The 13,304-nt window shown below is 61.1% G+C and carries 9 protein-coding genes, 1 pseudogene and 2 riboswitches; of the genes and pseudogenes, 2 read left to right on the top strand and 8 right to left on the bottom strand.

From position 1 onward, the window contains the following. Positions 1 to 4: 4 nt before the first annotated feature. The 6 genes from RAS12_RS02050 to ampC all read right to left on the bottom strand — a co-directional run bounded on the left by RAS12_RS02050 (position 5) and on the right by ampC (position 7,501). Positions 5 to 1,063 (bottom strand): ABC transporter ATP-binding protein, encoded by a 1,059-nt coding sequence (locus RAS12_RS02050; protein ID WP_306944838.1) that lies wholly within the window; start codon positions 1,061 to 1,063, stop codon positions 5 to 7. After that, a complete protein-coding gene (locus RAS12_RS02045; RefSeq protein ID WP_306944837.1) occupies positions 1,060 to 1,956 on the bottom strand; it encodes an ABC transporter permease in 897 nt (298 codons plus the stop codon). The genes RAS12_RS02050 and RAS12_RS02045 overlap by 4 nt, the downstream gene beginning before the upstream one ends. 4 nt (positions 1,957 to 1,960) lie before the next feature. Continuing rightward, positions 1,961 to 2,914 (bottom strand): ABC transporter permease, encoded by a 954-nt coding sequence (locus RAS12_RS02040; protein ID WP_306944836.1) that lies wholly within the window; start codon positions 2,912 to 2,914, stop codon positions 1,961 to 1,963. A gap of 57 nt (positions 2,915 to 2,971) precedes the next feature. Continuing rightward, the gene (locus RAS12_RS02035; protein ID WP_306944835.1) at positions 2,972 to 4,633 is read right to left on the bottom strand and encodes an ABC transporter substrate-binding protein; all 1,662 of its coding nucleotides are present in this window, start codon (positions 4,631 to 4,633) and stop codon (positions 2,972 to 2,974) included. 312 nt (positions 4,634 to 4,945) lie between these two features. Next, entirely contained in the window at positions 4,946 to 6,220 is a 1,275-nt protein-coding gene (locus RAS12_RS02030) for a Zn-dependent hydrolase (protein WP_306944834.1), read from the bottom strand. A gap of 111 nt (positions 6,221 to 6,331) precedes the next feature. After that, complete coding sequence (gene ampC / locus RAS12_RS02025) at positions 6,332 to 7,501, bottom strand: class C beta-lactamase (protein WP_371321240.1); 1,170 nt, start codon at positions 7,499 to 7,501, stop codon at positions 6,332 to 6,334. Here ampC and RAS12_RS02020 point away from each other — a divergent pair. Then, positions 7,452 to 7,610, top strand: a complete 159-nt coding sequence (locus RAS12_RS02020; protein ID WP_306944832.1) for a hypothetical protein — start codon at positions 7,452 to 7,454, stop codon at positions 7,608 to 7,610. The two genes, ampC and RAS12_RS02020, sit on opposite strands and share 50 nt — an antisense overlap. A 54-nt stretch (positions 7,611 to 7,664) precedes the next feature. Continuing rightward, positions 7,665 to 7,755: riboswitch (glycine riboswitch) on the top strand. Next, positions 7,756 to 7,856, top strand: a riboswitch (glycine riboswitch). 40 nt (positions 7,857 to 7,896) lie between these two features. Further along, a complete protein-coding gene (locus RAS12_RS02015; RefSeq protein ID WP_306944831.1) occupies positions 7,897 to 9,123 on the top strand; it encodes a D-amino acid dehydrogenase in 1,227 nt (408 codons plus the stop codon). Positions 9,124 to 9,128: 5 nt separating this feature from the next. Here RAS12_RS02015 and RAS12_RS02010 read toward each other — a convergent pair whose 3' ends face one another. Both RAS12_RS02010 and RAS12_RS30990 read right to left on the bottom strand, forming a co-directional pair. Next, the gene (locus RAS12_RS02010) at positions 9,129 to 12,809 is read right to left on the bottom strand and encodes an autotransporter domain-containing protein (protein WP_306944830.1); all 3,681 of its coding nucleotides are present in this window, start codon (positions 12,807 to 12,809) and stop codon (positions 9,129 to 9,131) included. 108 nt (positions 12,810 to 12,917) lie between these two features. Next, positions 12,918 to 13,283: pseudogene (locus RAS12_RS30990) on the bottom strand (autotransporter-associated beta strand repeat-containing protein); the annotation flags it as partial. Positions 13,284 to 13,304 lie beyond the last annotated feature (21 nt).

Genomic DNA, 13,304 nt, shown 5'->3' with positions numbered 1-13,304 from the left:
GCGGTCATGCCAGCGCTCCTGATGCGGCGTAGCCGGATTCGGGCTGATGGATCAGGCAACGGACGGCGTGGCCGTCTTGCTGCGTCATGGCGGGCGCCTGGGCCGCACAGGCTGCGCGCGCCTGTGCGCAGCGCGTATGGAAACGGCAGCCGGACGGGGGATCAATCGGATTGGGTGGATCGCCAGACAGGGGCGCGACCTCCGTGCGTACGCCGGGTTCCATGGATGGCATGGAACGCAGCAGCGCCTGGGTATAGGGATGACGGGGGGCATCGAACACCTGATCCACGGGCCCCAGTTCCACGACCTCGCCCAGATACATGACCATGACGCGATCCGAGATATACCGCACGACGTTCAGGTCGTGACTGATGAACATGTACGTCAGCCCAAAGTCGTCTTTCAAATCCAGCAGCAGATTCAACACCTGCGCCTCAACCGACTTGTCCAGCGCGGACACCGCTTCGTCCAGAATCACCAGCCGCGGATGCAGGGCCAGCGCACGCGCGATATTGACGCGCTGGCGCTGGCCGCCGGATAGTTCATGCGGATAGCGGCCGGCAAAACGTTGCGCGTCCAGCCCGACGCGGCCCAGCAGCCCGCGCGCCACCGCGATCGCGTCATGCTTGCCGCTGCCATGCACCAGCGGCCCGAATGCGATGGAGTCTTCGATTGTCATACGCGGGTTCAGCGACGAGTAGCTGTCCTGAAACACCATCTGCGTCTGGCGGCGGAATTCACGCAGCGCCAGCGCACGCGACCCGACCGCCACGCCGTCAAACACGAGTTCGCCCCTGTCCTGCATGATCAACTGCATGACCAGCCGCGCCGTCGTGGATTTTCCGCAGCCAGACTCGCCCACCACGCCCAGCGTCTCGCCCTTCTTGATATCGAAGTCCACGCCATCCACGGCTCGCACGGCATTGCCGCCTTGACGCCGTGACAACGGATCGCGCTTCAAAGGAAAGTGTTTGACCAGCCCGCGCACGCTCAACAGCGGTTGCGCCGGGCCGCCAATGTCCTGGTGGGCAATGCGGGGATCACGATCGATGACGGCGCTCATTCCTTGACCTCCATGGCGGACCGCAGTCCATCAGACAGCAGATTGAAGGACATGGACGTAATGAAGATCATCACGCCTGGCAGAGCCGCAACCCAAGGCTGGGTATAGATGGCCGTGCGCAGCGTGTTCAGCATCAAACCCCATTCCGGCTCGGGCGGGCGCACGCCCAAGCCCAGAAAGGACAGGCCCGACGCCAGAATCATGGACACGGATATCAGGCTGGTGGAATACACAAAGATGGGGCCCAGCACGTTGGACAACACATGCGCGCGCACGATGGTGAACGGCGACGCGCCTGACGCACGCGCCGCATCCACGTAGTCGCTGCGCCGCACCTGCGTGGTGACGCTTTCGGCCACGCGCACGATCTGCGGCACAAAAACAATCGTCAGCGACACAATGGCATTGAAGATGCCCGCGCCCAGCGTGCCCGACAGCGCAATGGCCAGCAGCACCGACGGAAATGCGTAGAACACATCCACGACCCGCATGATGAGCGTACTGGTCCAGCCGCCCGCATAACCGGCCAGAATGCCGATAGCGCTGCCCACCACAAAGGCGATGATGACGGGCACGATACCCATGAACAACGACAATCGCGCGCCCAGCATCAAACGCGACAGCATGTCGCGCCCCAGCTCGTCTGCGCCCAGCGGATATCCTTCGGTACCGATCGGGCGCAAGCGCTTGAGCATGGAGGCTTGAAAAGGATCGGCCGGCGTGATCCAGGGCGCCAGTATCGCAACGATAATCAGCGCCAGAATGATGCCCCCGGCCGTCAACGCCAGCGGGTCGCGCCGCAGGCGGCGCAGCACATTGGACCAATAACCCGGTGATCGGGTCACCGGCGCCACAGCGAGCGCGGCGCCCAGGCTTGCAACGGAATCCGTCATGTCCCTAACTCCTTTCGATACGTGGGTCGAACAGGCCTTGCAGGATGTCGACCGCCAGATTCAGGATCACGAAGAACAAGGCCAGCACCAGGATCGTGCCTTGCAGCAGCGGCAGATCGCGCTGAAAGATCGCGGCGTTCAGCAAGAAGCCCGTGCCTGGCCACGAAAAGACTGTTTCGATCAGAATGGACCCGCCCAGCAGATAACCCAGCTGCAAGCCCATCACGGCCAGGGCCGTCGGCGCGCAGTTTTTGACAACGTGCAAAAACACGCCAAGGTCGGTCAGACCGCGAGCTCGCAGGCCCACCACAAACTCTTGCGATAAGGTTTCTGCCACCAGCGCGCGCACGGTGCGGGCGATGATGCCCATCGGGATTACCGACATCGTGACCGCGGGCAGGATCATGTGCCGGATGTGCGCCCAGTCTGCCGTCCACTCACCCGAACCGCCGGGTCCAGCGCCAGTGGGAGGCAACCACATCAGCTGCGTGGAAAACACAATGACCAGCACCATGCCCAGCCAATAGTGCGGCACGCTGACACCGATGACGGACACAAACGACGCAATGCGGTCCATCACCGAGTTGCGGTAATAACCGCCCACAAACCCCAGAAAAGCGCCCACGATGAAACCCAGCACCGTGGCCAGACAGGCCAGCCGCAAGGTGTTGCCCACGGCTTTGAACACTTCGCCGGCCACTGGCCGCCCCGTGGCAATAGATGTGCCCAAGTCGCCGTGCAGCGCACGCCACAGCCAACCGGCGAATTGCTCGACTAGCGGCCGGTCAAAGCCATAAAGCTGCATCAGTTGCCGTTGCAGATCGGCGGATGCGTCAGGCGGAAGAATGGACACCAGAGGATCGCCTGGCGCCAGATGGATCAGCAGAAAACAGAGCAGCGCGACGCCCGCCATAATGGGCAGGGCGTACACGACGCGCCGGAAGATATAAGACAGCATAGGCGTCACCGGCTAAGTCGCTGGACGCCGCACATGCGGCATCCAGCGCGTTCAAGATCAGTCCATCGACATCGTGGCGATATCAATAAACCAGCTCTTGGGCTGCACCACGCCCTTGACCTTCGGCGAAATGGCGCGCGGGCCGACATCATGCGCAATCCACACAAACGGCGCCTCTTCCACCACACGCGCATGCAACTTGGCCAGCGCGGCGTCGCGCTCTGCGGGCGTGAAGGTTGTGCGCGCATCCTTGATCAAACCGTCGATCTCGGCGTTGCCGAAATATCCCCAATTATTGGAGGTGGGCGGAAAGGTCTTGGTGCTGACAAAGCGCACGATGGCAAAGAACGGGTCCATCGCCGCAAAGCTGACGTTGATGGCATCGCTGCCGTTGGCGGAAGGGTCCTTTGCGCCCTTGCGCCAGTTGGTAAACAGCGTGTTCCATTCCACCACGTCAAAGCTCACGTCGAAGTAGCAGTCCTTCAGGTTCTGCTGCACGAATTCGTTCATGGGCAAAGGCTGCATCTGGCCCGAACCGGACGCCGACGTCTGCACTTTGACCTTGACGGGTTTGGCCTTGGAGTAACCAGCGTCGGCCATCAGCTTGCGCGCAGCATCCGGGTCGTACTTGATGTCGAACTTGGGGTTGCCCCACCACGGATGACCCGGCGGCACGGTGCCCTTGGGTTCGGCCATCATGCCGCCCAGCAGTTGCTTGAGCTCACCACGGTTCACACAAAGATTGGCGGCCTGACGCACCCGCTGATCCAGCCAGGGCGAACCTTCTTTGAACGAGAGTTGCCACGGCCACACGTGGGGCTGCTCATTGGAATAAATCACAAACCCACGCGCCTTGATGGCGTCAAACGCATCGGGCGCGGGCGCTTCGATCCAATCGACCTGGCCCGACATCAGGGCGGCAGTGCGGGAGTTGGCTTCCGGCAGCGGCAGCATCACCACGCGGTCAATTTTCGGACGGCGCTTGTCATCCCAATACTGGTCGTACTTGACGACTTCCAGACGTTCGCGCGGCACAAATTTAGCCATCTTGAACGGACCCGTGCCCGAGGCATCAGCGGCAAATGCGGCCCATGCCTTCTGCGAACGCTCGGCCGCATCGGTCACCGATGCCGGCACCTCGGCCAGCTTCTTCTTCCACTGGGCGGGCGACGCCATGTAGAGATTGGTCAGGTTGATAGGCAGGAACGAATCCGGCTCGGACGTCACCAGCTCTACCGTCAGATCATCAATCTTTTTTGCCGACACCAGCGTTGGCATGCGCGATGCCGTCACTCCGACCTGACTGGGGTCGAACTGCGGCGCGCTCTTGTCCAGCACCTTGCCCACGTTCCACACCACGGCGTCCGCATTGAAGTCCGACCCATCATGGAACTTCACGCCAGGACGCAGTTTGAAAACCCATTTGGTTTTGTCCGCGGCATCCACGTCCCACGACACTGCCAGATCCGGAATCAATACACTGGCCCCGTCCTTCTTGGACAGGTCCCACTGCGTCAGACCGTCGTACATCGGAATGCCGGTGAAGCGATTGCCCTCGAAACCTTGATCGGGCTGGCCCAGCGTGCGGGGAATGTCCCCTGCTGTCATGCCGATACGCAATACCTTTTCGGCATGCGCCGTGGTGGTAGCGGCGGCGCCTGCTGCCGTCAGCGCAAGCGCGGCGGCCAGGGATTTGATGCGGATACTCCGTGTCTGCATTGTGGTTCTCCAATGTCTTGCATGGCGAGGAGCCGGATGAAGGAACCAACGCCGGACACGCGTTCCCTCGCGAGGGTGACAAACGCGTGAACAGAGTTAGTACACAGAATTTGTATAAGCAAGATCTGTGCCATTGGAGGCGCATTCGCGGCGCGTCAGGGTATGTACCGGGAGCGGCTTGGAATCCCCGGGCGGCGGCTGGGCCGCGCGGCCAAAGCGCGGGTTTGGCCTCGCGCGACTAGTGTTTCTGGGAGTGAAATGCAGCACCAAGGCAGCGCAGCATGCGCCGCCTTGGTGCACCACGCGTGCTGATTACCGCGCGACGCCTGCCTGCGCCAGCATGGCGCGCAGCAGGACATTGCATCCTGCTTCCAGATGATCCGGGCGGGCATCTTCGATTTCATTGTGGCTGATGCCGTCCTTGCACGGCACGAAGATCATCGCCGCGGGCGCCACACGCGCAAGATACACCGCGTCATGCCCTGCACCGCTGACCACATTCATCTCGGACAAGGACAAGGCGCGAGCGCCTTCGCGCACAAATTGCACCAAGGCGGGATCAAAAGGCTGCGGCGCAAAATACACCACCTGTTCAATCTGAGCCGTCACGCCCCGGCTTTGCGCCGCAGCGTCGACGGCAGCCCGCAAGGCGGCGTCCATCGCCAGCAGTGTCGCGTCGTCAGCCGCGCGTAAATCCACCGTCATGCTGACGCGGCCAGGAATCACATTGCGGGAATTGGGAAATACATCCATCCAGCCCACGGTTCCGCGTGCATCCGGCGCATGCGCCAGCGCAATCTGGTTGACTGCCAACACCAGGTCAGACGCGGCGAGCAAGGCGTCGCGGCGCAGCGGCATGGGCGTCGGACCGGCATGCGCCTCGACACCGGTCAGCACCACGTCGTACCAGCGCTGGCCCAGCGCCGCCGTCACCACGCCGATAACGGTGTCTGCGGCTTCCAACACCGGGCCTTGCTCGATATGCGCCTCGAAGTACGCGCCGACGCCGCCGGTTTGCGCCGGCGGCACCGCAGCCTTGCCGTCATAGCCAACCGTGGCCAACGCCTCGCGCACACTCACTCCTTCGCGGTCTTGCTGTGACAACGCGTGCTCCAGCGTAAACGCGCCCGCATACACGCCGGACCCCATCATCACGGGCACAAAGCGCGAGCCCTCTTCGTTGGTCCACACAGCCAATTCAAGCGGCGCTTCCGTTTGCACTCCGGCGTCATTCAACGTGCGCATCACCTCTAAACCGGCCAGCACACCATAATTGCCATCGAACTTTCCGCCCGTAGGCTGCGTGTCGATATGGCTGCCCGTCATCACCACAGGCAAGGCGTTATTGCGCCCCGGACGGCGCGCAAAAATATTGCCTATGGCATCCACGCGCACCTCACAGCCTGCGTCCTCGACCCAACTGACGAATAGATCGCGTCCTTGCCGGTCCAGATCAGTCAATGCCAGACGGCACACACCGCCTTTTTCTGTACCGCCGATCCGGGCCAGATCCATCAAAGACTGCCACAGACGGACGCCGTCCACGCGCAGGTCGGCCAAGGTTTCGGTAGCGGGGGCAAGGCTCATGGGAACTCCTGTCAGGGAATGGGCCGCAACGGCGTGCGGCAGGATGCGGTCGATTTTGTTCTGTGTACCAGCAATCATGCAAACACAAAATCAGAATGCGGCCGGGTCCTGCTACCGGTCCAATTCGCCCAGAATCCGGTAAGCCAGCTTCACTCGCGCCTCGTTCGGGTAGTTGCGGTTGGCAAGAATCACAATCCCCAACTGCTTGGACGGCACAAACGCCACATAGCCGCCAAATCCATTTGTCGATCCCGTCTTGTTGATCCACGTAGCGGATTGCGGCGCCAGCGGAGGGTTCAGCGCGACGACGGCATGGCTCTGCCTGTTCATCGAACCCGCGTTGCCGGACAGCAGGGAGGCAAGCGTCACCGGATACCGATACTGCTCCCACACCAAATCCTGCGTCATATCGCCCAGCTCGTAATAGCCGACATGCGTATCCGCAACCGCCTGCTTCAACAGCGGCGCCACATCGGTCCGCCCCAGGTTGACGTCGACAAAACGGATCATGTCGCGCGCGCTGCTCTTCACGCCATAAGCCTCGGCGGCCAGCACGCCCGGGTTGACGCGCACCGGCGCATCCTGTTGGTTATAGCCCTGCGCATAGGAAGCCATCTTTGCGGCAGGCACATCGATATAGGTGCTGGACAGCCCGAGCTTCGGGAACAGGTTCTGCTCCATCGCGGTGGTGAACGGCTGCTTCATGGCGTTGGCCGTCGCCATGCCCAACATGCCGATGCTGGGGTTGGCGTAAGTGCGTTGCGTACCCGCTGCGTACTGCGGCTTCCAGGCTTTCAGGTACGCCATCAGCTGCGCGCGGTCCTTGACCGCATCGGGCACTTGCAAGGGGAAACCGCCTCCCGTATGCGTAGCCAGATGCACCAGTGACAGCTTTGCAAAATCGCTACCGGCAAGCTCCGGCACATACTTTGCCGGACTATCGCTCAAGGCCAGTTTGCCCTCTGCCTGCGCATAGGCGGCCAACGTCACCGTAAAGGTTTTGCTGATCGAGCCCAGTTCAAACAAAGTGTCGCTGGTGACCGCTACCCCCGTCTGCCGCGAGGCCACGCCATAGTTGTAGAAGCGTTGCTTGCCTTGATGCGTGATCGCGATGGCAAGCCCGGGGATACCGAATTCCTGCATGGCCGCTTGTGCAGCCTGATCCACCACGGCGTCCAGTGCCGGATCGGCAGGCTGCGAAGCTGCCGCGCCCTGCGCAACTGCACAAACCATGCCCATCAACATCGCAATCCCAGTTCTAACCATAAAGCGGCGGCGCATCGATTTCATTCCAAAACGGGTTCTTTTTAATGATCTGATTGAAGCGGCGCGCGTCGGTCCGGAAAGCGGCGCACCGGGTGGAATCGTAACGCGGCAGCTGTTCCCCTAGCGTTAACCCTTAACGAACATCGGCGTAAATTTGGCTATGCTGCTCGGGTCGATTCACAACCGCGCAGAAGAGACTGGCCCCTGCGGCCGGCGCCGACGGAGCAACCGCCCCGGAAACTCTCAGGCAACAGGACTGCGCGAGTCTAGACAATCTGGAGAGAGGCGCCATGCGCGCCCACCGAAGGGGAACCCGCCGCCATCAGCGCGAGCGAGTGAAGCTCTCAGGTACAGAGACAGATGGGGTGCTGCGGCCAAGAATGGCCGTGGCCACTCAATCTGGAGCCATCATGCCCCGCATCGCCATCATTGGCGCCGGTATCACCGGCGTCACGTCTGCCTACGCCCTGTCAAAGCTGGGATACCAAGTCACCGTTTACGACCGGCAGCGCTACCCCGCCATGGAAACGTCTTACGCCAACGGCGGGCAGTTGTCGGCCAGCAACGCCGAAGTCTGGAACAGCAGCGCCACCGTCCTGAAAGGGTTGCGCTGGATGTGGCGCAAAAATGCGCCTTTGCTGCTGAACCCCAAGCCCAGCTGGCACAAGTATTCATGGCTGGCGCAATTCATGGGGCAGATTCCCAACTATCGCCAAAACACCATCGACACCACCCGGCTCGCCATTGAGGCGCGCCAGCACTTGTATGCAATGGCGGAAGACGAAGGCATAGACTTCGACCTGGAACGGCGCGGCATCCTGCACATTTATCACGACGCCGCCAGCTTCAAGACGGCCGACCGTGCCAACAAACTACTGCAAGAAGGCGGCCTGGAACGCTATGCCGTGTCCAGCCAGGAAGCGCGCAATATCGAACCCGCATTGCTCACGGACTGCTATGGCGGTTTTTACACGCCGTCCGATGCCACGGGTGACATACACAAATTCACCAGCGGTCTTGCGCGCGCCTGCGAGCGCCGCGGTGTCAAATTTGTCCACGATGCCGACATTGGCAACATCAGCCGCGACAGCCGCCCTTATGTGCTGGATGTGCGGCGCAACGGCGGCGCCGAAAGCGAACAGCATGAGACCGATGCCATCGTTGTCTGCGCGGGTGCTCTCAGCCGCCAGTTTGCCCGGCAACTGGGCGACACGCTGAACATCTATCCGGTCAAGGGCTACTCGATCAGCGTGCACCTGGACGACGATCAAAGCCAGGCCGCCGCCCCCAGCGTCAGTCTGCTGGATGAAGCCGCCAAGATCGTCACCAGCCGTCTGGGCGACCGTTTCCGCGTGGCGGGCACCGCCGAGTTCAATGGCTTCAATATGGACATCCGGGCCGAGCGCGTGCAACCGTTGATCGACTGGACCCGCAAACACTTCCCCCAGATCCGCACGTCACGCGTCGTCCCGTGGTGCGGCCTGCGCCCGATGACGCCAAACATGATGCCGCGCGTCGGGCCGGGCAAGCGGCCCGGCGTGTTCTACAACACCGGGCATGGGCATTTAGGCTGGACCTTGTCGGCCGCGACGGCGCAAATTCTGGCGGGAAGCGTGGAGCGGGCTTTGCCGCTCTAACGCTATCAATACCGCCACGTTACGCCCACGGTGCCGGCATTCTCACGATTGCCGCCACCGTACTGGCCGCTATACGTGATGCCGATGCTTGCCGATCGCGAGACCGCCACATCCAGCCCTAATTCCGTGAACGCCGCGTTGCGAGCCAGCGGGGCGCCTGACACAGTAAAGGGTTGGCTGCCATCGAACGCCAGGCGCGCGCGCGATTCAACATCGCCAAAAGCATGGCGCCAGCCTGCTGCCGCTCGGAGTTTTCCTTCCGTCGTACCCAGGGAGAATGCGGTCTGGCCGCGCAACCCCAATGTCGTGGTGGTAACGCTGTTGCGGCTGCCCTCACCGCTCAATGCAGCAATCCCCCCCGACTCCTGAAAGCCCCGGGTTCGGGTATCTGACCATGCCAACCCCGCAAAGGGTTCCAACTGCGCGCGCTCCGCTATCGGCACGGCATAACCCAGTTCGGCAAAAAGCTGGCTGGTACTGGCGCCATAATCCGCCGTCAGCTTTTGCAATTGCCCAGCCGCGGCGACATTGCGCGTCGTGGAGATGTCGTGCCAGGTGTATCCCGCACCCACAAGAAAATTGAGCTTGCCCGACCCTGCCTGGATAGCTTTGCCGCCGTAGATCATGGCGCTGTAGCTGTCCGCATCGGCCTTGGACGAATTGGCATCCACGCGAACTCGACTGTCGGTGTAACCCAGTGCACCTCCCAATCGCCAGCCTCTGCCCACGGCGTGATCAGCGCCAACGAACACACCTCCAGTGCGCTGATCCACACGCGACGCATTGCCGTCACCATTCAGCGTTTGCCAATTACCGACCAGCTCCGCCCATGCGGGTTGTGCTGCCGAGCTAGGTAATGCGGCCTTCAGAGGACTACCCACGCCAGCCTGTGCCGTTGCTGTGCCTGGCGCCAAGCCTGCGTCAAGATTGGCACGCAGACTTTTGAAAGGCAGGCTTCTCGCGATACTGCCAACGTTATTCAAACTGGAGACAACGCTGGCGTGCGCCTCGCCAGACAGATTATCGAACACCGCGGCGGGCGCGCCTTCCGGCAACGTCAGCACGTATTGATAGAGCGGATCAGCCCCAGACATACTGTCTAGCGCATTGGCCGTGGCACGTTGATTCGACGTGTTTGCCGCATCCGCAAAGCGCATAGCCTGAGAGTCAGGCGTATTCGGCGTCGCCGGCATCCCTTTACGGTCAAGACGCAAGGTGACAGCCTGGTTGTCGTAACCCAGATTGGCCGTCAGAAACGCGAACGATGATGACGCGGAGGCAAACGTGCCGTTCAACTGACTCGCTGTCAGGATCGTATAGGTGCGCTCGCCTGCCAAGTTTCCGTCCGGTCCCACATGCAAAACGGAGCCTGCCAAGTTTGCCGTGCCGCTGACAACAATGCGGTCGCTGCGGTCCGATTGAGGGTCTGCTTCCACCCGGTAAACCGATCCGGATTCAAGCGTCAAATCGCCTGCCACGTGCAACGTGCCGATGGAGTTACCGGGCGCGATGATGCCGCCCGTCCGCACAACGGTCGTACCCACCGTGCCCGTGCCTTGCAATGCCGCATCGCGCGCCACGGTTACCGTACCGCCCAGCTTGCCTTGCCCGTTGATACCGACGGACAACACGCCTTCGTCGACAGCCGTCGTCCCCGAAAATGCCGAACTATCGCCAGTCAGCGACAGCATGCCAGCGCCCAGCTTGGTCACCGCGCCATTACCCGAAACGACCCCTGAAAAATTGGACGATTGCGCCGCATTTAGATGCAAGGCGCCCATCGCAGCCAGATCGACGTTGCCCGCCAGCATGCCCGCAGAAGCGACAAGCGCTCCCCTATCCACACGCCAATTCTGAGCGCTAACCCCTGTCAAGGTCAGATTGCCAACCCCCGTCTTTTTTAATTGGCCAGCGCCCGAAATGTCTCCACCAAAAGACCCATCGCGAGCTTGGTCAAACACTACCGTCCCATCGTTGCGCAATTGGCCTCGGATCGAATCGGTATTGCCTACCAGCGTGCCTGCTTGGACTTGCGTGTTGCCATAGGCGTTTGCCCCAGCCAGCACCAATGTTCCCGCGCCCGCCTTGACCAAATCGCCGCTACCCACCAGGGCTTGGTTGACCGTGAAAACGTGGCCATCTGCATCAATGTCAAAACCACCGCCCTGCGCGCCCCATTGAATTGATCGGGACGTCTGCGCAAAACTCTGGCCCGTCACGCGCAAGGCACCGCCATTGAAGACCAATTCCCCTGCACTTGCGCCCAGGTTCGCATCCCGAGACACACTCAAAACGCCTTCACTTAGGCGTGTACCGCCGCTGTGCAGATTGGTGCCTGTCAATACCAGCGTTCCCCGCCCCGTCTTGTCCACCGCACCACTGCCTTGGATCGGCGTGCTGATCGTGGCGGACGTTGCATCGAGCACACGCAGCTCGCTGCCGTCGTTGGCAGTTTGCAGGACACCGCCATTGCTATGCGAACCGATTTGCCAACCGTCAGATACGAATTGCAGCCCTTTGAATGTCTGAGTGCCAGCTACAGAAACGGTACCTGCGGTGTCCTTGAACACCGCATGCTGAGCGCCCCACAGGCCAGCCCAATTTGCCTGGCCATCCGCCTGCCATTGCATGCTGTCCGATCCCCAGGTGCCGGAGCCGCCTTTCCAGACGAGCAAGGTATCGGGACTGCCTGCGGGCGTCACACGCAGATCCACAAAACCAGATTGGGTGGTGTCAATCGAGAATTGGTCGCGGCTATGACCGGCGGGGATCGTGTCCAAAGTCAGCCCCGTTCCGCGCAGTGCCCCACCGTAAGTAAACATGCGGTAATAGCCGAGCGTTGGCGCCCCATTGTCACGGACTTGCAGCTTGCCGTTCAGTTCGAGATCTCCGGTCGCCCGTGTCCTGCCTGTGGTACCCGGAGTACCAGCTGTCGCCCCCGCAGTGCCCAGGTAGTACCGGAACGTAGCGCCATCCTTGAGCGTCAAGTCGCCATCGACCCACAATCTGCTATAGCCCGAACTAACCAGCATCCCCCCGGACTGCACCTGTGTGCTCCCAACGCGACCGTCGCCCTGCAGGCGTCCACCCGTGTTCACTGTCACGGTCCCGCCTAGCATCCCGTTCGACAGGTACAGCTCGCCGCCTTCGACAACGCTTGCACCCGAGAATGCCGAACCATCGCCCGAATAGGTAAATCTTGCCGTACCGGTCTTTTTGAGGCCACCCTGCCCCGTCAGATTTTCTGCAAGCAACAGGAGTTCGGAGTTGTCAAAGATGACCGCCGCCCCCGCCTGCACGTTGATCGTCCCCGGAGAAATCATCGTCGGCGCAGCGTTATTCAGTATCCTGAGTGCGCCTTCCTGAATATCCACACGCCCTTGCCCACCCCCCAAAATGCCCGACGCAGTCATCTGGCCTGCGCCTTTCTTGACCAGGCTGCCGCCAAAGTACCCAATATCGTTCTCAACCAGAAAGTTATTGCTGCGATTGAAGATATATGTTGCGCCTGAAGCGCCACCCAATCGCCCCGTGCCTGCGCTACCTGTTAAACCTCCGTCGCCGAACTCTAACGTGCCCCCGTTCGAAACCTGAGTCTCGCCGGCGTAGGTATTGTTGGCCGTCAACGTCAACCGCCCTGTGCCATTGAAATAAATTTCACCAGAACCCGAAATCAGGTTGTCCAAGCGAGTATCGCCTTCACGTTGAACGTTGAGGCGCCCGTTATTAATAACCTCGCCCGAACCTAGCCCAGCGCTATTGCTATTGGAGGCGCCGGCAATGAAGACTTGAGAACCAGAATCAATGGTCGTGCTGCCGCTGTACGTATTCGCACCCCGCAAGCTAACAAAACTGCCATTCTTGGCATGGATACTGCCTGTGCCCGAAAGATCTCCCGCGATGCCGGATTGGGCCTGATCAAAGACAAGTTTGCCATTGTTGATAACATTCCCGCCTCTTTGGCTACCATACTGTCCGTTACCGCCAATTTGCAAAGTTCCAGCGGAAACCGTAACTGCGCTACTAAAGCCGTTACTACCGGACAGCACAAGAGTGCCAGGCGACACTTTGTTCAACTTTGCGCCGCCCCATATTCCGCCTGAGAAATTGCCTTCCTCAATGGTCAGGGTTTCGGGTGAACCGGCTCCGATATCGAGCATTCCGCTACCTTGCAGATTCTT

The sequence above is a fragment of the Achromobacter seleniivolatilans genome, assembly GCF_030864005.1.
Classification (GTDB): domain Bacteria; phylum Pseudomonadota; class Gammaproteobacteria; order Burkholderiales; family Burkholderiaceae_B; genus Achromobacter; species Achromobacter seleniivolatilans.
Note: the sequence above shows the minus strand (reverse complement) of the source record. Positions and strands in the feature narration are given on the sequence as shown.

Excerpts from the sequence above, each read along its gene's own strand:
- RAS12_RS02050 (WP_306944838.1), bottom strand. The coding sequence starts at position 1,063 with ATGAGCGCCGTCATCGATCGTGATCCCCGCATTGCCCACCAGGACATT.
- RAS12_RS02045 (WP_306944837.1), bottom strand. The coding sequence starts at position 1,956 with ATGACGGATTCCGTTGCAAGCCTGGGCGCCGCGCTCGCTGTGGCGCCG.
- RAS12_RS02040 (WP_306944836.1), bottom strand. The coding sequence starts at position 2,914 with ATGCTGTCTTATATCTTCCGGCGCGTCGTGTACGCCCTGCCCATTATG.
- RAS12_RS02035 (WP_306944835.1), bottom strand. The coding sequence starts at position 4,633 with ATGCAGACACGGAGTATCCGCATCAAATCCCTGGCCGCCGCGCTTGCG.
- RAS12_RS02030 (WP_306944834.1), bottom strand. The coding sequence starts at position 6,220 with ATGAGCCTTGCCCCCGCTACCGAAACCTTGGCCGACCTGCGCGTGGAC.
- RAS12_RS02020 (WP_306944832.1), top strand. The coding sequence starts at position 7,452 with ATGCCCATCAACATCGCAATCCCAGTTCTAACCATAAAGCGGCGGCGC.
- ampC (WP_371321240.1), bottom strand. The coding sequence starts at position 7,501 with ATGCGCCGCCGCTTTATGGTTAGAACTGGGATTGCGATGTTGATGGGC.
- RAS12_RS02015 (WP_306944831.1), top strand. The coding sequence starts at position 7,897 with ATGCCCCGCATCGCCATCATTGGCGCCGGTATCACCGGCGTCACGTCT.